The organism is Serratia sp. D1N4, assembly GCF_054552755.1.
The window spans coordinates 616624-642498 of sequence record NZ_CM137274.1 but is presented as its reverse complement, the minus strand read 5'-3'; the positions used below and the strand labels follow the sequence as shown (position 1 = coordinate 642498).

20 protein-coding genes are annotated in these 25875 nt (G+C 53.2%); 6 read left to right on the top strand and 14 right to left on the bottom strand.

The window, feature by feature from the left end; all coding sequences use genetic code 11:
• The first annotated feature begins 46 nt into the window (after positions 1-46).
• Complete coding sequence (locus ACX1CU_RS02710; RefSeq protein ID WP_459401111.1) at positions 47-199, top strand: hypothetical protein; 153 nt, start codon at positions 47-49, stop codon at positions 197-199.
• A 46-nt stretch (positions 200-245) separates the two neighbouring features.
• Here ACX1CU_RS02710 and ACX1CU_RS02705 read toward each other — a convergent pair whose 3' ends face one another.
• Positions 246-878 carry a hypothetical protein gene (locus ACX1CU_RS02705; RefSeq protein ID WP_459401110.1) on the bottom strand — a complete coding sequence of 211 codons (633 nt, stop codon included), beginning with the start codon at positions 876-878 and terminating at the stop codon, positions 246-248.
• A 42-nt stretch (positions 879-920) separates the two neighbouring features.
• Entirely contained in the window at positions 921-1337 is a 417-nt protein-coding gene (locus tag ACX1CU_RS02700; protein ID WP_459401109.1) for a winged helix-turn-helix domain-containing protein, read from the bottom strand.
• A 1137-nt stretch (positions 1338-2474) separates the two neighbouring features.
• Between ACX1CU_RS02700 and ACX1CU_RS02695 the strand changes: the two genes are divergently transcribed.
• Positions 2475-3290 (top strand): winged helix-turn-helix domain-containing protein, encoded by an 816-nt coding sequence (locus ACX1CU_RS02695; RefSeq protein ID WP_459401108.1) that lies wholly within the window; start codon positions 2475-2477, stop codon positions 3288-3290.
• Positions 3291-3918: 628 nt separating this feature from the next.
• Here the strand turns inward: ACX1CU_RS02695 and ACX1CU_RS02690 are convergent.
• From ACX1CU_RS02690 to ACX1CU_RS02655, 8 genes are all read right to left on the bottom strand, one after another.
• Complete coding sequence (locus ACX1CU_RS02690; protein WP_459401107.1) at positions 3919-6312, bottom strand: family 20 glycosylhydrolase; 2394 nt, start codon at positions 6310-6312, stop codon at positions 3919-3921.
• A gap of 180 nt (positions 6313-6492) precedes the next feature.
• Positions 6493-7887, bottom strand: coding sequence for an amidohydrolase family protein (locus ACX1CU_RS02685; protein ID WP_459401106.1), 1395 nt, complete (start codon positions 7885-7887; stop codon positions 6493-6495).
• 13 nt (positions 7888-7900) lie between these two features.
• Positions 7901-8851, bottom strand: a complete 951-nt coding sequence (locus ACX1CU_RS02680; protein ID WP_459401105.1) for a carbamate kinase family protein — start codon at positions 8849-8851, stop codon at positions 7901-7903.
• A gap of 305 nt (positions 8852-9156) precedes the next feature.
• Positions 9157-10707, bottom strand: coding sequence for a xanthine permease (locus ACX1CU_RS02675; RefSeq protein WP_459401104.1), 1551 nt, complete (start codon positions 10705-10707; stop codon positions 9157-9159).
• A gap of 251 nt (positions 10708-10958) precedes the next feature.
• The gene (locus ACX1CU_RS02670) at positions 10959-12377 is read right to left on the bottom strand and encodes a YlbE family protein (protein ID WP_459401103.1); all 1419 of its coding nucleotides are present in this window, start codon (positions 12375-12377) and stop codon (positions 10959-10961) included.
• Positions 12377-13924, bottom strand: a complete 1548-nt coding sequence (fdrA, locus tag ACX1CU_RS02665; RefSeq protein ID WP_459401102.1) for an acyl-CoA synthetase FdrA — start codon at positions 13922-13924, stop codon at positions 12377-12379. Before fdrA ends, ACX1CU_RS02670 begins: the two co-directional genes overlap by 1 nt.
• Positions 13902-14672 (bottom strand): oxamate carbamoyltransferase subunit AllH family protein, encoded by a 771-nt coding sequence (locus tag ACX1CU_RS02660; RefSeq protein ID WP_459401101.1) that lies wholly within the window; start codon positions 14670-14672, stop codon positions 13902-13904. The genes fdrA and ACX1CU_RS02660 overlap by 23 nt, the downstream gene beginning before the upstream one ends.
• A gap of 141 nt (positions 14673-14813) precedes the next feature.
• Entirely contained in the window at positions 14814-15422 is a 609-nt protein-coding gene (locus tag ACX1CU_RS02655) for an ankyrin repeat domain-containing protein (RefSeq protein ID WP_459401100.1), read from the bottom strand.
• Positions 15423-15840: 418 nt separating this feature from the next.
• On the opposite strand from ACX1CU_RS02655, the gene ACX1CU_RS02650 reads away from it, so the two are divergent.
• Positions 15841-16770, top strand: a complete 930-nt coding sequence (locus ACX1CU_RS02650; RefSeq protein ID WP_459401099.1) for a LysR substrate-binding domain-containing protein — start codon at positions 15841-15843, stop codon at positions 16768-16770.
• Between the two features lie 155 nt (positions 16771-16925).
• On the opposite strand, the gene mgtA is transcribed toward ACX1CU_RS02650, so the two are convergent.
• Positions 16926-19634, bottom strand: a complete 2709-nt coding sequence (mgtA, locus tag ACX1CU_RS02645) for a magnesium-translocating P-type ATPase (RefSeq protein WP_459401098.1) — start codon at positions 19632-19634, stop codon at positions 16926-16928.
• A gap of 521 nt (positions 19635-20155) precedes the next feature.
• Here mgtA and treR point away from each other — a divergent pair.
• A complete protein-coding gene (gene treR / locus ACX1CU_RS02640; RefSeq protein WP_459401097.1) occupies positions 20156-21103 on the top strand; it encodes a trehalose operon repressor TreR in 948 nt (315 codons plus the stop codon).
• Between the two features lie 148 nt (positions 21104-21251).
• Here treR and ACX1CU_RS02635 read toward each other — a convergent pair whose 3' ends face one another.
• The gene (locus tag ACX1CU_RS02635; RefSeq protein ID WP_459401096.1) at positions 21252-21611 is read right to left on the bottom strand and encodes a type II toxin-antitoxin system RelE/ParE family toxin; all 360 of its coding nucleotides are present in this window, start codon (positions 21609-21611) and stop codon (positions 21252-21254) included.
• Complete coding sequence (locus ACX1CU_RS02630) at positions 21562-21822, bottom strand: TA system antitoxin ParD family protein (RefSeq protein WP_459401095.1); 261 nt, start codon at positions 21820-21822, stop codon at positions 21562-21564. The genes ACX1CU_RS02635 and ACX1CU_RS02630 overlap by 50 nt, the downstream gene beginning before the upstream one ends.
• A 326-nt stretch (positions 21823-22148) precedes the next feature.
• On the opposite strand from ACX1CU_RS02630, the gene treB reads away from it, so the two are divergent.
• Positions 22149-23564, top strand: coding sequence for a PTS trehalose transporter subunit IIBC (treB, locus tag ACX1CU_RS02625; RefSeq protein ID WP_459401094.1), 1416 nt, complete (start codon positions 22149-22151; stop codon positions 23562-23564).
• 62 nt (positions 23565-23626) lie between these two features.
• Positions 23627-25291, top strand: a complete 1665-nt coding sequence (treC, locus tag ACX1CU_RS02620; protein ID WP_459402708.1) for an alpha,alpha-phosphotrehalase — start codon at positions 23627-23629, stop codon at positions 25289-25291.
• A gap of 226 nt (positions 25292-25517) precedes the next feature.
• On the opposite strand, the gene ACX1CU_RS02615 is transcribed toward treC, so the two are convergent.
• Entirely contained in the window at positions 25518-25868 is a 351-nt protein-coding gene (locus ACX1CU_RS02615) for an antibiotic biosynthesis monooxygenase family protein (RefSeq protein ID WP_459401093.1), read from the bottom strand.
• Positions 25869-25875: the final 7 nt, after the last annotated feature.

Here is a 25875-nt window from a genome sequence, read left to right as displayed (position 1 = left end):
TCAGATTCACTGCACTGAAAAGAGGCAGACAGGCGGTGCGGTGCTAATGGCACTGAATAAATTCACAAGCATAGATGTGTTAAAGGTGGGGGGTTATCTGGCACGTCGAAAAGTGGAGGATGCAGCGACAGAACTGGCGATGGGGGTAATGCGCGGTTTTACTCTCGGGTTCGGTGATCGTCCGAGCGATCACCGTTGATGTATTCACAATTACACAGAATAATTGACAAGCCCCGTGATTATCATTAAGCGAAACAGGAAAGCTTCATTAACGCAGAAAATTGCTCGCCGTTATAATTAGCAAAAAAATGATCTGAAGACGTGACGCCAAGCTTCGCCAAGGCTGAGTTTTTATGGCTATACAACGTCTTTTGCTCTCTGCCACTGCTTTGGCTCAAATAATTAATACTCTTTCTCTTGGCTAACTCCACCAAGACGGCTTTCTCCGTTCTGGTAATATAGGGCCTTTTTACTCGTTTTGAATCTGTGATGTGAAGTATGTTATTAACTTTACGTAGCAAAGCCAAAACTGGCTCTGCTTTATTGTAAATACTACAAGAGTAGAATTTCAGAATCGCTATCGGAAACTGCCCTTCGGGGTACCTATGTGTAAAAAGCACTTTGGGTCGTTTCTTATGAGACTCGTAAACCTCATCCAGCCAGGTAAAAACGGCTAATAGCGTGAATTCAATACCACTCATATCGATAATAATAACATCCCAATCAGAGGATGGCATCTCTGCCAACTCATTAAATGAATGAAAAACATCCACCTTTGCCACAGGAGAATAGACGTCTTGAAGTAACGCCTTCATTCCTAAACTTGAGAACTTATCCTCATCAAGTAATGCAACGTTTAGTGATTTTACTATCTTCATGTTATTTCCTTATCATTTACGACACGTTGAAAGTGCTATTGCTTAACTGACAACGCTACAATCGCCTTCTGTCTTGAAATAAAGCTTTAATATATATTTACAGGTTATGCTATAACCTTCACCTCGGGAGTAATTGATAAAATCATCAGGTACGCCTAAATACTGGAGGTCTTCTTCTAATTTCTTCACCACTTGTAACAATCGTGGATAAGAAGAACTTAAGCTGCTGGCTTCCCAAACGTTACTCAGTAACTCCTCTCTGCTGACAATAATGTTGTTCGCTTTCTCTAGGAGATAACAAAGCAACTTCATTTTGGTCGTCCTGACTGAAAGAGTCCTGGGCTCGTCTTTTTTTGTGGTTGTCACTTTGAATAAGCTTTTATGTAATAAGTCGACTTGCAGACAACATCCATTATCAAACTTTATCAAATATCCATAATGGTTATTTTTATCCGGCATGCAGACTCCTTGCTGAAAAACTCAACTTCTCAGTACTGCTCATTAATATAATCACGGTAAAGTTATAAACTCCCATAATAACCTCCTGGCTAAGACTATTCTCTGTTATAAGATTGGGTGTCACAATCCCAATACTTTAATGTAATGATTTGTCAGATTATTATATGACTTACTATTTTTTATCAAAAAAACAGTAATATAGTGGCTATGGGGTGAAAAAATGAGGGGTATTCAGAATTAAAATCTAATTACTCGTCGCGTTATAGAGTAAGCGTTTTCCTCTTTTTTACTGTACTTTATAGAGCTATCACCTTTTTTCGTTTTCAGGTATTACTCTTCATTTATTTACCTGCATAAATACACTATAATCATATCATTTTAATATTTTCACAACATATCTCTTGTTGATAACATTAACGTACTAACAATGACATTTTCATGAGGCATATCGTATCGCTGAAATTTCCCTGATGAAAGAAAAAACGTTGTATTTAGATATCTAATTAAGACTAAAAAGTATCTAAACCACGCCTGAAAGAAATTTAAACCTTCTGATAAATCTAAAGTAAAAAAATAAAAAATACATAAAAATCAATATCATATATCTTTTTATTTGTTTTGCTTGGTGATGTTTCGCCAAAACAAGATAAATGGTAAAGACATGCTCATAAAATCAGCCAGAGGCATGAAAACTGCTTATCAGGCTATTTAACTCATTAGTCTGAAATGTTTCTAAAAAAATGCGCTGCTATTCCATCACCTTCGTCTCACTGTAAGCCCCGAATACTCCCTTTCTGTGCACATCAACAAGCGGTGCTAACACGATAACGATAGTTATACTCATGAGGAACAGAGCATTTCTCTTGGTTAAAATCAATAAATAACAATGGAATATGAAAATCGTAAAATAAAATTATTTGATATAACCAGAGACTGCCATTTTGAATTACACTTAGGTAACACATTGTTTTGTAGACGAAGCATCACGATATTGCTGTGATATCAATAAAGTGGTCGTCATATGATAAGCAACAGGGCTAATCTTGGTGTTGTTCAGGTTGTCAGCGCTAACTTGAGACATCGCTTGAGATTTAACATAATGATATATAAAAAATAAATTCACTAGCCTGGTGGAACATGAGCAAGCGATACATCATTGATTCAAGTTTTGAATTTTGGCCAGAGACCTATCAGTTGGTCGCTTTCGGGGCTGAAAATATTACCATCTCCCTTAATATGCCAGCCAGTCGCTGTTTGGAACTGCTTATCGAGCAGCGTTTCAGCCTCGTTCCCCAGAATGAGTTTTACGAATACGTTTGGGGAGAGGAAGGCCATAGCGTTTCGGTTAACACGCTCTATCAGAATATAGCCCTGCTTCGTAAAGCGCTAAAAAGTATTTCCAAGAAATATGGAGTTATGGTGCTAACGGTGACTAGACAGGGATTTAAACTCAATCCTATTTTTACCGTGCAGGAAAAACTTGGTGAGGAAGTGATCGATACGACCACCAATATCCCATCAGAGATCCTGACCGATGAAGCTCCACATAAAGAGATCGTGCTCGTGCAGGCCAACTCACCGTCATCTTGGTGGAGCCAAAAGAATGCCGTACTAAAATGGCTCCTGGCTTGCCTGATTCTCATGTTGATAATGACGTCGGTAATACTCTACCACTCTTTGGAAAGAACAGAATCCTCACCGTTAAGCCATTATTCGCTCTATCCTGATGAGACTGAGTGTACCACTTATGCCAACACCTTCATTCCCGAGGTATCAAGAAGGATACAAATGATTAAAGAGTTAGGTGTCGACTGCCAAAAAAAACCTTATCTGTACATCACCGTATTTAGTTATAGCACTCGTACTTCCGCCGTTGCCTGTAATACCCCAATAGACAGTAACCCACCCCCTTCCTGCATAACTTATAATTTCATTGGGAAGGACATAAGATGAAAAGAATATATATCTACGCCAACATTCTTGCTGTTCTGGCTTTGTTTGCTTTGCTTTACTATGCCTTTATCAATAAGTCGCCAGATAATATAAACCTCTCTTGTCATGGTACCTTGGTCAGTGGCAATCAGCATACAGCAAGTAGGATGCGGGTTTCTTTATTCTTGAACGGAAATCGCGGGCGAGTTAACTTCGATGGCATCGTAGAGAGTGATAACCATCGGATAACCGTTATACGCAGAGCGTCCTCATTCTTTCTGGCCCGTCACGAAAATGGCTATATGATAAGTCAATCTATCGTCTCCGAACTCCCAGGCAATACAGCCTCAGCAGACGTATTAAGGAGCATGTTCCCTTCTTTTATGTTGTTTAATGGCGAAGATTATAGATTTAACATGTATTCCGTAGGAAATAGTAACTTCCTTTTTATGAGTGACAAATTTGTGACCTTATACTGTTCTCGTTAGCCCCTCTATACGTGAATACCATTCATCTCACCTTCGACTATTTTATGCCCCGTTTTATCGCAGCCAGGAATAAATATTAACCTGACTGCTTCAACATTTCTTGACAATAATGGTATCTAACGCTCATTGCAGGGCCAAAACTGAGCCCTGCAATGATTGAGTCAACGTACCGCAATGCCGCGCAATAACGCCTCCAGTGGGTACACCGCCGCAATCACCACTTCATCACGGATCTGCGCAGCGGCATCCAGTTGCTGTTGCGCCCGTTCGGCTTCGGCTTTGCTCAATGGCTTGCCTTGCTGATAGCGATCCAACAGCATCAGCCCCAGATCGGCCAACGCACTGACGTCCTGCGCCACCGGAGCCAGATCCTTCATCACCACGTTGCCCGCGATCGCTTGCTGCACTGGCGCACCGTTACGCTGCCAGTGCTGTAAACGCGCACGAATCGCCTGAGCTGCCGCCTGCTGATTCTTGTCTTTCAGCAGCAATGCCACCTGAGCGTGCAAATCACGCACTGCCGCACTTTCCGCTGGCAACGCATCGGCAAAGCGGTTTAGCGGTTCGAACTGGTGATAATGACCGGCTTTAAACTTCAGATGATTGCGAGTGTAATACTGACCGGGTTCCACCGCTTCAGCGAGGATCTGCAACGGCGTGATCTCCACGCTGTTAGCCAAGCGGGTGAACTCGCGTGCCGTTGCAGCATGCTGCTGCAAGCCTGCGGACACCACCGACCAGGCATCCACCGCCGCCAACCGCTGATACATATTGCTTTCATCGGTAACATCTTTCGCCGACCACAGGCGCTCCGCCACCGCAAAAGTGCGGGGCCACATTTTGATATCGAGGATCGGCGCGCGAATGTTTTCCGCCCAGAATGCAGCTTCGCCACCCAGAATATTGGCCTGATGCTGTTCATCCGGCACCACCGGCATTTTACCTGTTGGGATCGCCGCCAATTTGCTGCCAGTAGTGGGATAACGCACATTGCCCACCCGCGTATAGCCGGTCAGTTGATCCTGCTGCAACGTCAACACCGGGCACGTTTCCCCCATCCAACTGTCGATGCAGAAAGTCACCTGTTCCGGCGTGCGCCACTGAATATCCTGCACCGCACGGCGCGATTTACCTTTAAAATCAATAAATCCGCGCCAACCCTCTTTGCCTTCAATCAGCGTGAAAGAGCCTTCAACCGCGCTGCCCTTAAAGCGCGGCATGCTGAACTGCCAACTTTGCGCGCTTTCCCCCTCCCGCACCTCCGTCACCACGTCCAGCGGCTGCGGCAAAATCTCATTGCGGTAGTGGTAAGCGGTGCTTTGTGGTTGATCGAGGTAAAAACCGGTGGAAAGAATGCCTTGATAACCGTCCTGCGCGCTGGCTCCCAAAGAGTCCGGCCCCTGCCAGGATTGGATCACAATGTTATGCGGCAAGACCGGGTGATAAATCTCATCCCAACCCACCATGCGGCGCTGATGTTTTTCGAGGATGTTTTCCAGCTTTTGGTTGAAGAAGGCTTGCAGCGCATGGGCATCCGCCAGTTGGTTTTGCTGCATAAATGCCTGAATGCTTTTCGACTCGTTCCATTGGCTGGCATCCACTTCGTCCCCGCCGATGTGCAGGTAAGGATCGGGGAAAATCGCCACCAGTTCGCCGATAATATTGTCGACAAACTGATACACCCGGCTGTTAGCAGGATCGAGCGTCGGCTTATGCACACCCCAGGCACGTTCCATCTGATACGGCCCCGGTGCGCTCATCAGTTCCGGGTAAGCCACGGCGATAGTGGAAGCATGACCGGGCAGATCGATCTCCGGCACCACGCGGATCCCGCGTGCAGTGGCATAGGCCACCACCTGCTGCATCTGCTCGCGGGTGTAGAAATGGCCGTCGCTGGCCAGTTGTTGCAGTTTGGGGTAATGCTCAGAGGCAAAACGCCAACCCTGATCGTCGGTCAGGTGCCAATGGAAGACGTTGAGTTTCGCCGCCGCCATGCCGTCGATCTGGCGCAGGATATCCGTAACCGGCAGGAAGTGACGTGCCGAATCCAGCAGCACGCCGCGCCATGGGAAACGCGGCACGTCGGTGATATTCACCAACGGCATAAAGGTGTTCTCACCGTCGGTCTGCACCAGTTGCAGCAGCGTTTCCATGCCGCGCAACGCACCAAAACGCGTGTTGGCGGTCAACGTTGCACCCTGTGGCGTCACTTGCAGTTGATAGCTCTCATCGCTATCCGGCAAGGGCTGTGGCGCAACCTGCTGCTTGATAATAATCTCAATGGTTGCCGCTCCGTTCTGCTCCCCTTGCGGTGCCAGCGTCCAGCCGGTTTGGCGTTCGATGCGCTCGCGCCAGCGCGGCAGAGCCTCCGTCAGTTCGTCCCCCCGTATGTTGATGGTTAAACGATAATCCAGCGGCAGTTTGCCTTGCGGCTGCGCCAGTTCAACCTGCTGCGGCCAAGGCATTAACGGTAAATCCCCCGCAGGCAGCGCTGCGGCATTGAGGGAAAATAACAGCGAAGAAGCCAGTAGCGTATAACTGAAGGGTTTGTGCATCAGCAATTCCTCAAAGGAAAAAAATCAAAATAACCAAAGAGGTAGATAAAGACCGAGCGGCGTGGGGATGTCCAACCACGAGGGCAAAAAAGGGAGGTGGATCACAAATTGATTTAGGGATTGGGAAGGTGAATATAATGTCCCTTGCTCCAACCCCTATTCATAGAAAAGGTCTACCTATCAGGCTTTACTGCCTTGCCCAACGTGCCCCCACACCATCTCCCCCTTGTGGAAGGTAGCGGTTCTGGGTGAAATCCGCGCCACCGCTTCGGCGGAACAGGAGGCATCCACCAGCACAAAGCTGGCGTCGTCCTGGGCTTTTGGCCATACACGCTCGCCTTTATCGTTTAGCGGCAGCACATCGCCGGTAGCCACCGCCAGCGCGCGCGACAGGGTTTTCTCGTTCGGGCGAATATAGAGCTGGGCATAAAGGTTGGCCTTTTCCAGCATGTCCCCCAGACCATACGGTGACCAATGATCGATCACGCTGTCGGTGCCGGTCATCACGAACACACCCTTTTCGCGCAACTGGCTAAGCGGCATATGCAGCGTGCCGATCGGCACCGAACTGGCGATCGTGACCTGCTGAGCCGCCATGCGGGCTGCTACTTCATCGACCTGCTGCTCATTGAGCGTTGCCAGCGCAAAGGCGTGGCTGATGGTCAGCTTGCCTTTCAGCTGCGGGGTTTTCTCCACGGTGCTCAACATGTAATTCACCGCCGCCATGCCCGCCGGGCTGGTTTCATGCAGGTGAATATCCACGCCTTTGTTATAGTCCAGCGCGATCTGGAACATAGTATCCAGAGACTTTTCCATCGCTCCATCAACGTTGGTCGGGTCCAAACCGCCCACATAATGTGCCCCCGCCTGCATCGCTTCGCGCATCAGCGGTTCTGACTTGGAAAACAGCAGGCCATGCTGTGGAAAAGCCACAATCTCACAGCTAAAACCAGACTGACGGCGCGCCAACACCGCTTGCAGGTTTTCCAGGTTTTTCAGCCCCGAAGTGGGTTCAACGTTGCAATGGCTACGGGCGGTGGTGGAACCGAATGACTGGATGAGGTCGATCAGCTTTTCTGCCCGCTCTTGGGTAAAAGGTTGCAGCTCGGGCAGCAATTTCTGCTCCAGCGCGATCATATCCTTGATGGTAGTACCCGCCGGGCGATTGAGCGCGCGCCACGGGCCGCCGTAAAAGGTTTTGTCCAGGTGGATATGCATGTCGCGCATCGCGGGCAGCATCAGCTTACCGCCAGCGTCATACGCCGGTAGCGTGCCGTCTGGGTGCTGGCGGTTATCGCGCAGGGCAACAATCTTGCCTTGGTTGATCTCCAGGGTTTTCAGTTCAGTACGGGTGCTGACCGGGGTCGCCCCTTCAAACTCAAAGCCCGCCTCCAGCAGCACGTTATCCAGATAATAGTGCGGGTCGGTAATTTTCATCGGTGCCCCCGCCTCTGCCTTGGCCGTTTTGCTGGTAGCTGCATAACTGACCGAGCTGGCCGCGCCCAAAAACGCACAGGCGGCAGCCACTTTGCCGCTGCGGCTTAAAAACTCACGACGGCTTTTATTCTCATTCATCTGTTCTTCCCTCTCAGAGGTTGACGATATGGGTACCCGTTTCACCGCGCAGTGCGGCGGGCAAACAATCCGGCGTGGTGATCACCACGCGTTTTCCACCCTCGCGTAAAAACGCCAGGCTGGCGACAATCTTCGGCAGCATACTGCCGGGAGGAAAATGCCCTTCCGCCATATAGCGGGTCATCTCTGCCACATTCACCCGATCGAGCTCGCGCTGATTCGGCTTGCCGAAGTGAATGCACACTTTCTCCACGCCGGTGGTGATCACTAAAACATCTGCACGGATCTCCCGGGCCAGCAGCGCGGTCGAGAGATCTTTATCGATCACTGCGTCCACGCTCTGATAATGCCCCTGCGGATTGCGGATCACCGGAATACCACCACCACCGACACCAATCACCACAAACCCCTGCTGGGCCAATGCCTTAATGGCGTCGGCTTCGATAATCCGCTTGGGCTCCGGCGAAGCCACTACCCGGCGATAACCGCGCCCAGCATCTTCCACAAAACGCCAGCTCGGCTGTTGCTGCTGTAAAGCATCGCGCTGTTCAGCACTAAAGAATGCGCCGATCGGCTTGGTGGGGCGCATAAAACCGGGGTCGCTTTTGTCCACTTCCACCTGGGTCACCACCGTTACCGCTTTCTGCTCACCACGCTGCGCCAGCCGGTTGTTGAGCGCCTGCTGAATAAGATAGCCGATGCCGCCCTGAGTATCCGCCACGCAGTTGGCCAGCGGGGTCAGCGGCAATCCTCCGTACTCATGCGCAATCTCAGCGCGGCGTAATTCCAGCCCCACCTGCGGGCCGTTGCCGTGGGTGAGCACGATCTCATAATCCGCTGCCAACATCTCCAGCACCGATTCGGCCACCGCTTTTACCGCCTCGGTCTGATGTTCAACCGACTGGCTGGCGTTGTCTTTGATAATACTGTTGCCACCGATGGCAACCACCACAAGTTCTTTCATCTGCATTATCCGGTAAGAAATGTCGCCTATCCGTTCAAGGTAGGGCCGGGTGATTTGCCCCTCACCCTAACCCTCTCCCCCAGGGAGAGGGAACTGAACGTGCCACAAATTGACGCCTGTACCAACCACAGCACCCTAACGGTTCCCTCTGCCACAGGGAGAGGGAACTGAACGTGCCGCAAATTGACGCCTGTACCAACCACACACCGTAATGGCTCCCCTAGGGAAGCTACCGTTCCTGACCACTGCCCCTAACGGCTCCCTCTCCCACGGGGAGGGCTGGGGTGAGGGGGGAATCACTGAAGTTACACAGTTTTACTGGGCTCCGGCGCTACAGCAGGAGCCTCTTCGCGGCTATCGAGGAAATGTTTCACCACAAACATGCCCGCCATCATCAGATAGGCCACCACGAACAGTAACGAGTTACCCCCTGCAAAGCCGACCATCGGCGAGTGGATCACACCGAATAATGCCAGCAGCGCACCGGTTGCCGCCGCCACCGCACCGCGCAGCGGTTTGTTAATGATGGCGAAAATGGCGATACAGCCCCACAGCATGCTGGCAAGCGGCGCACCGTTACCCAAATGCACCAGCCCCTGGTAATACACGCCCTTGCTGTGCAGTACCTCAGCTCCCAGCTTGGCAGCCGAGGTGCCCGCCGCTGCCATCACGCTGTTGACCATGGTCAGCGCCCAGTTGGCGATCCACGGGAACAGGCAGATGAAGATCACCGGCACCTCCGCTTTCGGCGTTTCCCTCACCACTTGGTTGGCGGTCACCACGCCGATAAATACCAGAATCGGTACAATCGCGGTCATCGGAATCACCGCCAGCATAAAGGCCCCCAGCCCGAATAACGGCACGATAAACATGGTGACGCCGGAAGCCAGCGTGTAGCCGATGCTGGCCCCCATTGCTTTCCAACCGGCGTGACCCACGTAAACGGTTACCGGGAACGGGTTGCCCATCAGGCAGCCGAGCATTGAGGAGAGGCCGTTTGCCATCATCACTTTACGGGTGTTGTAGTTATCCCCCGCCGCGTGCGCACTTTCGATGTTCTCCAGGTCAAAGATATAGTTCGCCAAGCCCAGAGGAACGGCGGAAGCCAGGTACGGCAGCGCGTGCGGTAAGCCTTGCAGGAAACTGTCAACGTGCACGCCTGGCGGGTTGAAACCAAAGGAAGACATCGACGCTTTAATCGCTTCCGGGCTTTGCAGACCCGAGATCCACGCCAGCGCGGTACCGGCCACCAGCAGCAGTAAACCGGTGGGAATACGCGCGAAGATCGGCTTTTTGCCAAACCAGTTGATAAAGATCAGCAGCAGCACGATAAACGAGACGGTCGGCGCTTCGAACGCCTGTAGCATCGGGTTCATCGCCAACAGCAACAGCCCCAGGCCGGACAGGCAGGAAAGCAGCACGGTGCGCGGGATCATCTTGCGGATGGTTTCGCCAAGGAATGAGCCGCCCACCAGGATCAGCGCTTCGACAAAGCACCACACCAGGCCGATCTGAATGGCAAAATTAGCATCGCCGGTTTGCTGATAAACCGGCATCAGCACCAGAAAAGTGACGGTAAAAATCGACGGTGCGCTGGGGCCGGACGGCAGCGCGGTCACATCCGTACGCCCGGTCTGGCGCGCCATCTGTAGGCCAAACCAGGTGTAGCAGATGCTGGCCGTCAGCACCGCCAGCCCAAAGGCCGGGGCAATGCGCCCGTAAACAATCTCTTTCGGAATACCCACCACAAAGATGAGCAGCCCCATCATGGTGAGCAGGTTGGTCAGGTTATTGGTCATCAGCCCGAAATAGGCTGCCCAGTTACCGCGTTTCCATTCTAATTTTATTCTGTTCATGGACTGTCCTTCACAGGTCGTTAAAACACGCTCTACGATCCACGGGATCGCTATCGGTCCTGCAGGTGAACAACATTCTGGTTCTGGTGTTGGTTTGCTACCTTGGGGCTAGAGCCCCTGTTATTGTTATCCCCTATGGATTTCAAGTTGCAGCTAGGCACCAAGCTAACTCATCCCCAGGAGCTTACTCAGGTAAGTGACTGGGGTGAGTTAGTGCAGGTAACAGCGCTGCGGCTTGAAAGACGACAGGGTTATTGGCAGTAGCGATCGCGATAAGCCAGTAACGCCTGCTCAAAACAGGCAAACGGCGGGTGAACAATACCGGCGCCGATCATGCCGATCCCCGCGTCTTTATGCGCGATGGCGGTGTTAATCACCGGCAGAATGCCGCTGCTGCCGACCTTGGTGATATCGATCGCCGTCGGGATCCCCATAAACGACAGCAACGGAATGGTGACGTTGGGGTTTTCGCCGAGGGTGATCTCGCGCATCTGGCGGGAGAAATCGATCGCCTCATCCACCGTGCCGCCCACCAGCGCGACAATCGCTGGCGCGGTCGCCATAGCAAAGCCGCCAATGCCGTAGGTTTCGGTAATTGCGCTGTCGCCGATATCCAGCCCGGAGTCTTCCGCTTTGTAACCGGCAAACATCGGGCCGATCACCTGCTGTGCCGGGCCGGTAAACCACTGGCCCGGCAACCCGCTGATGCGCAGGCCAAACTCCACGCCGTTACGCGCCATGGTGGTGACCACGGTGCTGTACTCAATGCCGTGCGCCGCATCCATCGCCGCTTTGCACATCGCCATCCAGGTCGGGCCGGAGAAGTAATCGCTACTGGCGACAAAATCGAACACCTCACGCTGCTGCTCCACCGGGTAACCGGTCTGAATAATCCACGGCGTCAGCGCCTGGATCAGCAGCGCAGTGCCCGCGTTGTTGCGGTTATGGCATTCGTCACCCATATGCAGCGCCTGGGCCAGCATCAGCCGCAGATCGATCTCCCCCGCCAGCTTCATGGCGTCGCGCAGCATCGGGCCTTGCACATCACGCATCCAGTTCAGGCGGTCAATCACGCTCTGGTCGTTGGCCCCCATGCGCAGGATCTTCGCCATCTGCTCGCTCATGTTGGTATACGCACGGTTGCCGTAGGTTTTGTTCTCGACGATGTGCATAAACATTGACGCAGAAGTGACGCCCGCCATCGAGCCAACACAGTCATGCTCGTGGCACGGCGAGAAGACGATCTCGCCGGAGGCCGCCAGCTTGGCCGCGTCGTCCAGATTGGCCGCCAATCCTTCAAACACCAGCGCCCCGGTCACTGCCCCTTTCATGCCGCCGCACATCTTTTCCCAGCTAATCGGTGGGCCAGCGTGCAAAATGGTGTGGCGCGTCATGCCCGGCACCACGTTAATCGCCTGGTCGTAACCCACCAGCACCGGGTGCGACTGAATAATGCGTTCCAGCGCCAGTTGGTTCGCCGCCGCGATTTTATCGGCAAGATGTGGCGAGGCGATCTGGTCCAGCGCTGCGATCACCGCCACGTTGCCCTGCCCCGGTGGCGTCCAGTCGAGATGGGTCACCGGCACATGCTGTTTTTTAAGATCGTCACTGAACATCGCCAGGCCAACGTTGATCACGTTCAACGGCTGGTTAAATAATGTATGGCTCATCAGGCTTTCTCCCCTTTGCAGACAAATTCACGCGCCAGTAACCCGGTATTAGTGCTACTGCTGGCCCAGATCACACCCGCGTCCGTGAGCATCTGGCACTGCTGTTGCAACGATGGCGTATCAAGATCGGTCCCCAGCACATAGCCAAGGATCTCCAGCGGCCGTTGCTCGCGGGCGGCAATCGCCTTGGCCTCTTTGATCGCCTCGATCATCACCCCCACCGGATCTTGGTGAGCACCAAAGCCGAGCACAAAATCCAGCACGATCACGCCGACTTCAGGATCGCGCGCCTCTTGCAACAGACGGCTGATGCGATTGGTGGGGTCGATCATCGGGTGCGGTTTGCCGTTGGTGAAATCGTCATCGCCAAAATCGAGGAAGGTGTGCGCCACACTCTGGTTCAGATCTTTCAGGCGCATTGCCGGGTCGGGTTGGATATTGCTGTAAACGTCGCTGTATTTTTCCAGGGCAGCAAACATCGCCTCGTCACACAAAGTGCCGCCACAGAACAGCCCGCGAATGTATTTTTGCTGCGGCGTCAGTTTGGCGCGCACGTCTTCAATCAGCGGCCAGTTGAGCGGATGGAGATCGAGAGACTCTTGCTTGATACCGGTTAGCAGCACCGCTTTTAGCGCGGCCTCTTTAGTACTACGCGCAAACTGCACCCCTGCTTCATCGGCAGGCGGCGTATTGCGCCCAAGGAAACAGACCACCACCGGCTTGCGGCAGGCACGGGCGCGTTCCAGCACGGTGCGCGCCACCGCGGGCGCAGGCGGCTTGGAGATCAACGCAATCACCGCCGTTCCGCTGTCTTCCTCCAGCATTTGCAAAGCGTCGAGCATCATCAGGCCGCCGATCTTTTCACTCATATCGCGCCCGCCGGTGCCAATCAGCTGCGAAATACCGCCGCCAAACTCATGGATGCGCACGCTCAGTTCCTGGCTGCCGGTGCCGGACGCGCCGATAATACCGATGTTGCCCCGGCGCACCGCGTTGCCAAAGCACAGGGCCGCGCCGTTGATAATCGCGGTGCCGCAATCCGGCCCCATCATCAGTAGCCCTTTTTCATGCGCCAGCTGTTTCAGCGCCAGCTCATCGTCAATCGAGACGTTATCGGAGAACAGCATCACGTTGAGATTGTTCTCCAGCGCCTGGCGGGCTTCGCGCGCCGCGTACAGGCCGTTTACCGCGATCACCGCGAGATTGCTCTCTGGGATATTGGCCTTGGCGCTGGCTAAGGTGGCGTAGCGCGCCTCGTGCCGGGTGCTTTTATCTTTATGGGTGAACAGCGCTTCAATCGCTTGCAGCGTGGCTTGGTTCGCCTCTTCGCTGGCCCCTTTGATGACGATCATCAGATCGCCGTTTTTGGCCTCTTCAAGCTCCGGGGTTAACAGCCCCAGGTTCTGCAACACCCCTTTGTTCATTTCGGTGGCCATCGCCACAAACGCCTGTTCAACCCCGTCCAACTGGTTGGCTTTGGTTGAGATCGACATCAGTGAAACGGAATCAAACCAGGTGTTCTTTTTAACCATGATCCTGATGGGCATATTTTTCTCCAAAATATGAGGTCAAGAGGCAGGCATCCGCCATGCCATGCAGCATGTCGTAACCTGAACTTGAGCCGATCTGTTTAATTTCGTTAATGGTGTGAATAATAAGGTGGCGCTCGTCACGCACTATTTGGGTTATCAGGTTGCTAATAACCTGCCGATAGCGCTGATTGATTGCCGCCGCTAAAGTGATTGCGCTCAACAGCGTGGTTTTTTCTTTCGCCTTTTCCAGCACGGCGAGAAAATTCTCGCGATAATTTTGCGCCGGGTGGCCAGGAACAAGTAATATTACGCAAAGCCCAACCAGATAATCATCACCAGAAGGCGTTAAGCCAATCCCTAAACCAATAAGGGAATATATCGCTTCGTCAGGAAATTTATTCCGCCGCATTGCCATTAATAACGCTTCACGATGATGCTGTAATAACCTCGCTATTTCCTGATGAAATATATTTTCACCACGATAATGAAAAAGTGAATTACCGGATATTGCGTGCTGATTAATCCATTCCCCCCATCGCTGCCAATCAATATATTTAATGCTTTCAGCCGTTAAAGCGTGCTCAGGCTGTTGCCATAACTGGCAGCGGGAAAAATCAATCCACTTATCCTGGCCAATTTCAATACCGCTTGGAGAAAACAGCACCCGTTCACCGGGGCTAAATACCTTGTCGCAGTGCCTGAGCGCTATTCGGCAGCTATTGGGGGCGTTATCGTACTCATCGCTTAATAACGTATAGAGCATGTGCTGCTCTGGGACGAACAGGTTTACCGCGCGGGAAAACACCTGTTCGACCTGCCCGCTTAGCCGCTGGCGGGGGAAGGCCCCCTCCGCCGATAGCGCCGTGATGCACTGCCTGAGTGGCGGTGCGATAGCGTTTCTCCTCTATTCTGCACCAGCGGCAACCAGCAGCTCAGCAATGTGGTGATAGCCTTTTTCACGCGCCAGCGTCAGCGGCGACTTACCATATTTATCGGTCATATGGGGATTGGCACCGTGATCGAGCAGTAATTTGACAATTTCCTGCTGCTTGGCCCCGCCGTCATTAAGCACAATCGCTTCCAGCAACGGCGTCCAGCCGACAAAATTGGTGTGATTAACGTTAATATCGGTGCGCGTTAATAATTCGCGCACAATTTCAACGTGACCTTTCTCACTGGCGGGGGTAATACCTACGCCACCGAAACGGGTTAAACGATCCAAATCTGGCTTGGCGGGCAATACCAAACGCAATAGCGTTAAATCGTTATTTAAACAGCTAAGCAGGAAGGGGTTAAAACAGGTTTGATCCTGTTTATCAACATCCGCACCGGCGGAGATTAATAATGCCACGCAGTCGTAATGTTTATTCAAGCTGGCTAGCGTAATGGCGGTTCTGCCTTGACGATTGGTGGTATTAATATCCACACCGTTAGCCAAGCATTTTTTCAGCGCATCGCTATCGCCCTGTTCCGCAGCAAAAAGAAATGCGGTTATCAATTCTTGCTCTGGCATATTCTGGCTCCCTTTTTCTTGTGGGCTTCTGATACTTTTCATTGCTACTGAGAATAGCAACAGACGCAGAAGAAAAACATCCGCTTAAAAATCATTCATCGCAAAGGGAAGCATTATTGAATAGTTTTCAACAATCAGGGCAAAATGTGCGGCAGCGCAGGCTTTCCCTGGCGTTTTCACTCGTTCATCAGAGTAAACGCCTCTGCGATAAACAGGCTTTTATCGCTTGCTACATCAGGCTTTAAACAAATCATCAGAAGTGTGACTCTCTTCAAATCAGTTGTAACGCCAGTGTTAAATTCCGTTCAATACTGGTTGCCCATCTGGAGAATTACCAATACATTCAACCCTGCGGCCGGAGTGGATTTCCCCTTCTTCGGTCACCACCATCAGGTGGGATGAATTCGGAGCCCAACGCATGAATTCCATTTTTACCGAAGAGAACCTGTTGGCTTTTACCACCACGGCGCGCTTCGGCAGCTTCAGCAAAGCGGCCGAAGAACTGGGCCTGACGACATCGGCCATCAGCTACACCATTAAGCGCATGGAAACCGGGCTGGATGTGGTGCTGTTTAACCGCAACACCCGCAGCATTGAGCTCACCGAATCCGGCTTCTATTTCTACCGTAAGGCCACCGATCTGCTGAACGACTTCCACGCCATCAAGCGCGGCATCGATACCATCTCGCAGGGTATTGAGGCACGGGTGCGCATCTGTATCAATCAGTTGCTCTATACCCCACGCCATACCGCCCGGCTGTTGCAGGTATTAAAAAAGCAGTTCCCTACCTGCCATATCACGGTGACCACCGAGGTGTACAACGGCGTTTGGGATTCCATCATTACTCATCATGCCAATGTCGCGATTGGCGCGCCAGATACCCTGCTGGATGGCGGTGGGATTGATTACACCGAAATTGGCGCCATCCGTTGGGTGTTCGCCATTGCGCCCGATCACCCGCTGGCGTTGATGCCGGAACCGATATCCGAGAGCCAGCTGCGGCTGTATCCGAACATCATGGTGGAAGACACCGCGCATACCATCAATAAAAAAGTGGGCTGGTTGTTACACGGCCAGGAAGCGATTCTGGTGCCAGATTTCAACACCAAATGTCAGTGTCAGATTTTGGGTGAAGGGATTGGTTTTTTGCCGGAATATATGGTGCGTGAGGCGGTGACCAAAGGGGTACTGGTCATCCGCAACATTCATAACCCACGGCAGGATTCCCGCATGTTGTTGGCCACGCAGCATGCGGCAACCGGGCAGGTCACCCAGTGGATCAAAAAGCAGTTCGCGCCGGGCGGAGCACTGACCGAGATTTATGCCGATTTACTCTATCGCATTTAAGGGGGGTACAAAGCCCTAATGCCTGTCAGTTAAGGCTAACCGTTCCCTTGGGGAGAGGAGACGATCACCGCACTACAAGCCCCTCACCCCGGCCCTCTCCCACAGGGTGAGGGGGCGACTCCTTTAGCCATTGATGTATGATTCCCCGACAAAAATCACTGCCAGCCGTAGCGGCGCACAAACCAGCCTTTCACGCACTGGGTCAACACCATGTAACCGGCCAGAATCAACACCAGCCATGGGAAGTAACTCAGCGGCAACGCCTGCAATTGCAGGAAACCGGCCAGCGGCGAGAAGGTCAGGCCGATACCGGTGGCGATCACCGCCAGCGTCATCACGCACAGCGGCCAGGAAGGGCGGCTCTGGATAAACGGGATTTTGCGCGTGCGGATCATATGGACGATCAGCGTCTGCGACAGCAACCCCTCCACAAACCAGCCAGATTGGAACAGCGTCTGCATTTCTGGCGTATTGGCCTTGAACACAAACCACAGCAGGCAAAAGGTCAAAACGTCGAAGATCGAGCTGATCGGCCCAAAGAACACCATAAAGCGCCCCAGATCGCCGGAGTTCCAGCGCTGCGGTTTAGTGATCTGATCGTCGTCCACGTTGTCGAACGGAATGGCGATCTGTGAAATATCGTACATCAGGTTCTGAATCAGCAAGTGCAGCGGCAGCATCGGCAAGAAAGGTAAAAAGGCGCTGGCAATCAGCACGCTGAACACGTTACCGAAGTTAGAGCTGGCGGTCATCTTGATGTATTTCAGCATGTTGGCAAAGGTACGGCGGCCTTCGATCACCCCCTGCTCCAGCACCATCAGGCTCTTTTCCAGCAGGATGATATCTGCCGCTTCTTTGGCGATATCCACCGCCGAATCCACAGAGATCCCGATATCCGCCGCCCGCAGCGCCGGCGCATCGTTGATGCCATCCCCCATAAAACCAACCACGTGCCCTTGCTTGCGCAGCAGTTGCACAATGCGCTCTTTGTGCAACGGCGTCAGTTTGGCAAATAGCGTGGTGCGCACCGCCGCCTGAGTCAGTTCTTCATCATTCATCCGTTCAACGTCGCGGCCAAGCAGCACCTGATCCGCCGCCAGGCCAACGTCTTTGCACACTTTGGCCGCCACCAGCTCATTATCACCGGTGAGGATCTTAACGGTGATGCCGTTCTGTTTCAGCGCTGCCAATGCCGGAGCCGTGCTCTCTTTCGGCGGATCGAGAAAAGCGATATACCCTTCGAGGATCAGATCCGCTTCATCCACCACGCCATATTCATATTCTGCCGCTGGCAGGATCTTGTTGGCGACCGCCACTACGCGCAGCCCCTGCTGATTGAGATCGTCGGTCACGCGGCGGATGCGTGTCAGCAAGGCATCACTGAGCGGGATCACCTCTTCGTCCTGCCGCACATGGCTGCAGATCGTCAGCATCTCTTCCAGAGCGCCCTTGCAGATCAGCTCATGATACTCTTTGTCTTTCTCTACTATCACCGACATCCGGCGGCGTTCGAAATCAAACGGGATCTCGTCCACCTTACGGTAATGCTGCATTAACTCCGGCTGTTGGTGCTCATCGGCACAGTTCAGCACCGCCACGTCCAGCAGGTTTTTCAGCCCGGTCTGATAGAAGCTGTTCAGCCAGGCATAGCGCAGCACCCGTTCGTTATTGGCACCAAATACGTCGGTATGGCGCTCCAGCACGATCTTATCCTGGGTCAGGGTGCCGGTTTTATCGGTACACAGAATGTCCATCGCACCAAAGTTCTGGATCGCATCCAAGCGTTTGACGATCACTTTCTGGCGCGACAGTTTGACCGCCCCTCTCGCCAGGGTAGAGGTGACGATCATCGGCAGCATTTCCGGGGTTAAACCCACCGCCACGGAAAGCGAAAACAGCGCGGCTTCCCACCAATCGCCCTTGGTGTAGCCGTTGATCAGCAGCACGATCGGCGTCATCACCAGCATAAAGCGGATCAGCAACCAGCTTACTTTGCTGATACCGCTCTGGAAGGCGTTCGGCTGCTCATCCTGGCCGATCACACGCTGCGCCAACTGGCCGAAGTAGGTATTACCGCCAGTGCCAATCACCATCGCCAGCGCAGTGCCGCTCACCACGTTGGTGCCCATAAAGCACAGATTCTGGCACTCCAGCGGCGAGTCCAGCGGAGCACGCGATTCAACCCTTTTTTCTACCGGCAGCGATTCACCGGTCAGCGCCGCCTGGCTGATGAACAGATCCTTGGCGGAAAGCAGCCGCAGATCCGCCGGGATCATATCCCCGGCGGCCAGTTTGATGATATCGCCCGGCACCAGCTGAGAAATTGGCAGCTCAACGTGCGCGCTTTTGCCGGTCAGCGCATCGCTGCGGTAAACCGTTGCGGTGTTACTCACCATCGCTTTCAGCGCATCCGCCGCCTTGTTGGAACGGGCCTCCTGAATAAAGTGCAGCAGCGTGGAGATCGCCACCATCAGGCCGATCACCAGCGCACCGGTCAAGTCTTCGGTGGCGTAGGAGATCAGCCCCAGCACCGTCAGCAGCAGGTTGAACGGGTTGCGATAGCAGTGCCACAGGTGGCGCCACCAGGTCTCGGCCTGCTGGTTTTCAATTACGTTGGCACCAAACTGGCTGCGCGCGGTTTCCGCCTCACGGTCGGTGATACCTTCCGGGTGGCTGTTGAAGCGCTCATAAAGCTGCATTTTGCTGGCAGCGGCGCACTCCAGGCGCTGCTGGGCCAGACCGGCAGGCAGTTCATGTGCCGCTCCGCTGACGCTTGCCAGCAGGGCATCGCGCCGTACCAGGCGGCGCGGTAGGCTGCGGCTAAACAAGCCGAGCAGTTGACGGGGAATATTTTTGAATTTCATGGTTCGCACCTTGTCGCCCAATGCCTTACGACAATGGATGAACAGCGAATCTGCACGCCGCAACGCTTTTTGGCACGCCAAAAATTGTCCGCCGAGGCAGATGCTCTTTATGTTAATAACAGGGGCGAACTGCGAAGCGCACGCCGCTGTTTACCGTTTATACTCGTCATACTTCAAATTGCATGTGCGTTGGCTGCACTCGCTCACCCCAGTCACATCGTTATCTATGCTCCTGGGGACTCGCTCACTTGCCGCCTTCCTGAAATTCGAATTATTTAGAGTATATTTCACCGATAAAACAGCCACGCAGCGCGAAGAGGCTTTACCGGGGAACCGAATAGCTGTTTTCGGGGCTAGGATCAGGATCCATACGGGTAATCTCTCCGGTAAATAAAAAGAGTGAATGACAATCGCGGTCATTCTGTTTTGCGCAAAGATTCGTTGAGAAAAATACGCTATTGTGGCGGGCATAGATCGTCTGTTGTAACTTTAAGCCTATTAACCTAAACGATAACTAAACCATGCAAAACCGGCTGACAATCAAGGATATCGCCCGCCTCAGCGGAGTAGGTAAGTCCACCGTCTCGCGCGTGCTCAATAACGAAGGCAGCGTAAGCCCGCAAACCCGTGAACGGGTGGAAGCGGTGATCCGCAGCCATGGGTTTACGCCATCCAAGTCGGCGCGTGCCATGCGCGGCCAAAGCGATAAAGTGGTGGCTATTATCGTTTCGCGGCTGGATTCACCGTCGGAAAACCAGGCGGTGCGCACCATGCTGCCGTTGCTGTATCAGCAGGGTTTTGACCCGATCGTGATGGAAAGCCAGTTTGAAACCCGGCTGGTACAGGAACATCTGCATGTACTGCAACAGCGCCATGTCGACGGGGTGATCCTGTTCGGCTTTACCGGCCTGACCGCCGCGATGCTCGCACCCTGGCAGGAAAAAATGGTGGTGATGGCGCGTGACTACCCCGGAATTTCTTCCGTCTGTTACGACGATGACGGCGCGGTGAAACTGCTGATGCAGCGGTTGCGCAAGCAAGGCCATACCCATATCAGCTACCTCGGCGTGCAGGAAGCGGATGCCACCACCGGGATGCACCGCCACCAGGCCTATATCGACACCTGCCGTGAGTTAAAGATCCCGCCGGTTGCCGCACTCGGTGAACTGAACTATCAGAGCGGTTTCCAACTGGCCGCCAGCGTGATTGAGCCACACACCACCGCGCTGGTGTGCGCGTCTGATACCATCGCCCTCGGCGCGATGAAATACCTGCAACAGCAGCAGATTACGCCGTTACAGGTGTGTGCGATCGGCAATACTCCGTTGCTTAACTTCCTGTTCCCTGAGGTATTTTCAGTGGAGCTTGGCTATGGTTCCGCCGGGCAGCAGGCTGCCCAACAGCTACTGGGCCAGCTCAGCGGTGAGTTAGGTATTCGCCAGATCATTATCCCCAGCAAGCTGGCCTGATTAAACGCAGGTCACGGATTATGGGGGTCTATCCCCTTCATACTTCAAGTTGCTTGGGTGTTGGCTGCGTTCTGTCGCCTGCAAGCAGCTCGGATTATTTTGGGTACATTGATTTTCTGTGATAAAAAAACCGCCTTTTTCGGCGGTTCTATTTAAGAAGCTTCTCGATGTCTTTTAGATCTTTCTTGCGGTGCTTTTTTTGTTCGTCATAGAAGTTCTCATGTGATCCAAGCGTCATAAGATACAGTACCAGCTTATCCTCAACCCAGCTGTAACCCAGTAGGTACAACTGCTCATTGATAACAAACTTATGCACCCACAAATGCTTTAAGTCGCCCTTCTTTTGTTCACCAATGGTTGGTTCGGCGATTATTTTATCAATTTCGTCTTCAACCTGTTGCAGCACGTCCGTGTGCAACCTGTCCAGAGCTTTGCTAAATCGCCGGGTTTCGTAAACATCAGGCTTGTTTGGTGTCCTTGGTAGCGCTTCTTGCTGTTCTTCGTTCATACTTTTTCATTCTGCCATTATCAACTTCGCTTTTTGCCAACAACGCTTCTTTGATGAAGGAGAATGGCAGGTCGGGATTGTCCTCGGCCATACGGCCTATCTTGGCCCAATACTCGATCTGTTTAGGTACGCTGCGGCTCGAAGCGTCGGCATACACTTTCACATCCTCAACAAAGCCCCCATCGAGACGAACACTAATTGCAGTCGTCATGGAATAACCTCTTAACTCTATTAAAATTTCTCTACGATCTATCCTAGCGATACCTAGGATAAAGATATCCAATACGACTTTGGATACTCACAGCTTGCGATAAAAGATCGCATCGCACAAGCCAGTTTGCCATCTTTTGTCGCAAAAGAATGTGTTTTGCCATAAAAACAGTAACGCTTCCTCTGCCCAATACCAGAGCCATTTTGAACCTTTATTAACCATTCTGTGATCCTCAACCCAAAATGGGAACGTTCCCATTTCATAAAAACCTACGAATGACTAAGCTTTCTTTATCCCCACCTCTGCGCCTAAAAAAGGGTTTCATCATGAGTAAAGTTCAGCAGCAGGATATTGACCGTCTGATTGTGCTGGTGGGCGGCCGCGAGAATATCGCCACCGTCAGCCACTGTATTACCCGCTTGCGTTTCGTGCTTAACGATCCCGCCAAGGCCGACCCCAAAGCGATCGAAGAGCTGCGAATGGTCAAAGGTTGCTTTACCAACGCCGGGCAGTTCCAGGTGGTGATTGGCCCGGAAGTGGGCGATTACTATCAGGCGTTGATCGCCACCACTGGCAACAACGAAGCCAACAAAGAGCAGGCCAAACTGGCCGCACGCCAGAACATGACCTGGTCTGAGCGCGCCATCTCGCACTTCGCCGAAATCTTCTTCCCGCTGCTGCCTGCGTTGATCAGCGGTGGTTTGATCCTCGGTTTCCGCAACGTGATCGGCGATATCCCGATGTCTGGCGGCCAAACGCTGGCCCAGATGCACCCGGCCTGGAAAACCATTTACGATTTCCTGTGGCTGCTCGGTGAAGCGATCTTTATGTTCCTGCCGGTCGCCATCTGTTGGTCAACGGTGAAAAAGATGGGCGGCACGCCGGTGCTCGGCATCGTGATGGGGATTACCCTGGTTTCACCCCAGCTAATGAACTCCTACCTGCTCGGCCAGCAGGTGCCGGAAGTGTGGAACTTCGGCTGGTTCACCATTCAGAAAGTGGGTTATCAGGCGCAGGTGATCCCGTCGATCCTCGCAGGCTTAACGCTGGGCTGGATCGAAACCCGCTTGAAAAAGATCGTGCCGGATTATCTGTACCTGGTGGTGGTGCCGGTGGTTTCTCTGCTGCTGGCGGTGTTCCTGGCGCATACGCTGATCGGCCCGTTTGGCCGCATGATCGGCGACGGCGTAGCCTGGGCGGTAAAAGCGGTGATGACCGGCAGCTTTGCGCCGATCGGCGCTGCGCTGTTTGGCTTCCTGTATGCGCCGCTGGTGATTACCGGTGTGCATCAGACCACGCTGGCGATCGACATGCAGATGATCCAAAGCATGGGCGGCACGCCGGTCTGGCCGCTGATTGCGCTTTCTAACATCGCGCAGGCTTCGGCGGTGCTCGGCATCATCATTATCAGCCGCAAGGCCAACGAGCGTGAAATTTCAGTCCCGGCGGCAATCTCCGCCTACCTCGGCGTTACCGAACCGGCGATGTACGGCATCAACCTCAAATACCGTTTCCCAATGCTGTGCGCCATGATCGGCTCAGCCATGGCTGGCCTGATCTGCGGGTTGACCGGCGTGATGGCCAACGGTATCGGCGTCGGCGGTTTGCCGGGCATTCTCTCCATTAAACCGCAGTTCTGGGCAATCTATTCTCTGGCGATTCTGGTAGCCATGGTAGTCCCGCTGTTGTTGACCATCATGGTGTACAAACGCAAAGCCAGCCGCGGCGAGTTGCCGGTCTGAATCAATAAACGGGCCCGCCTGCGGGTGGGCCTATGGCAATACATAAAGAGGCTAAGGTTCCGATGAGCAATCCTACCCCCTGGTGGCAAAACGGTGTCATCTATCAAATCTACCCGAAGAGCTTCCAAGATAGCACCGGTAACGGCTATGGCGATCTGGCGGGGGTTATCCAGCGGCTGGACTATTTACAGGAACTGGGGATCGACGCCATCTGGCTGACGCCGGTGTATGTTTCACCACAGGTGGATAACGGCTACGACGTGGCCGACTACTGCGCCATCGATCCGGCCTATGGCACACTGGCGGACTTCGAGCAGTTGGTGGCAGAGGCCCACCAGCGCGGCATCCGCATCGTGATGGATATGGTGTTCAACCATACCTCCACCGAGCACCCGTGGTTTAAGGCGGCACAGGATCCTAACAGCCCGCAGCGCCAGTTCTATATCTGGCGCGACGGCGAAGCGGATACTCCACCCAATAACTGGCGTTCCAAGTTCGGCGGCAACGCCTGGCAATGGCATGCCGACAGCGGCCAGTATTACCTGCATCTGTTCGCCACCGAGCAGGCCGATCTCAACTGGGAACACCCGCCGGTGCGCGAAGAGTTAAAGAAAGTGTGTCAGTTCTGGGCGGATAAGGGCGTCGACGGATTGCGCCTCGACGTGATTAATCTGGTGTCTAAACAACAGGATTTCCCCAACGACACCCAAGGCGATGGCCGCCGTTTTTACACCGATGGCCCGCGCATCCACGAGTTCTTGCAGGAAATGAGCCGTGAAGTGTTTCAGCCGCGCGGCCTGATGACCGTGGGCGAAATGTCTTCCACTTCGCTGGAACACTGCCAGCAGTACGCAGCGCACAGCGGCGCAGAGCTGTCGATGACCTTCAACTTCCATCACCTGAAGGTGGACTACGCTAACGGGCAGAAATGGACGCTGGCAGCGCCCAATTACGTCGAGCTGAAGCAGATTTTCCGCCACTGGCAGCAAGGCATGCACAACAGCGCCTGGAACGCGCTGTTCTGGTGTAACCACGATCAGCCGCGCATCGTGTCCCGCTTTGGCGACGAAGGTGAGCTGCGCGTCACCGCCGCCAAGATGCTGGCGATGCTGCTGCACGGCATGCAGGGCACGCCGTATATTTATCAGGGTGAAGAGATCGGCATGACCAATCCTGGTTTTAACCATATCGATCAATATCGTGATGTGGAAAGCCTGAATATGTACGCCGAGCTGAGCGCACAGGGCAGAAGCGACGCCGAACTGCTGGCGATCCTGGCCAGCAAGTCGCGCGACAACAGCCGCACGCCGATGCAGTGGAACGCCAGCGCCCACGCCGGTTTTACCCGCGGCACACCGTGGATCGCCTGCGCAGAGAATTACCCGCAGATTAACGCCGAAGCGGCGCTGGCGGATCGGGATTCGGTATTTTATGCCTATCGCCACCTGATCGCCCTGCGCAAGCAGTATCCACTGCTGACGCACGGTGATTATCAGGATCTGGCCCCGGATCACCCGGCATTATGGTGCTATCAGCGCAGTTGGAATGGGCAGCGATTGTTGGTGGTGGCTAACCTGAGCCGCGAACCTTTGGCGTGGAACGCCGCAGGCGTTGAGCTGGCCGATGTGTGGCAACCCTTGATGAGCAACTACACAGATGCGGCGGAACAACCGCAGGCCATGACGCTGCGGCCGTTTGAGGCGGTATATTGGCTGGTGAAGGGGTAATCTTTTCTCTGTGGTATTCCCCCTAACGCGGGGAATACCACAAAATGGCGGCTGGTTATTTATCGCATTATTTCAGCTGCCTGTGCGGCAGCAAACGTAACTCTGCACAATTCAGCCAATCAACAGCTTGTTGCATTTCAGTATTGTTAATCAGGTATCTCAAACAACACTATGGAGGAAAGGGCAATGCCCTTTCCTCCATAGCGTAAAGCTTCTGCTTTAATCATCACCCCGAATGTCGACCAACCAGGCTATCTTCTGGTGCCTGTTCACGTTGATGTAAACCATAATCTCTTATTACCGATGTCACGCGTACACGGTAGTCATGAAATATCTTGTCTCGGCCAGCTTGTTGAGCAGACAAATGTGCCTGTACATTTCGCCACTGTACCACCGCTTCTTCATCCCTCCAGGTGGTGACTGACAGTACTTTTTCAGGATTTACCGTGCTTTGAAAACACTCAACGCCAATAAAACCGTCCATCGGTTCCAGAAGTGGTGTCAATTTGTTCACTAAATCCACATAGGTTTGCTGTTGCCCTTCAACTGCCTGTAATTCAAATAATACGACAATCATTTTTGAC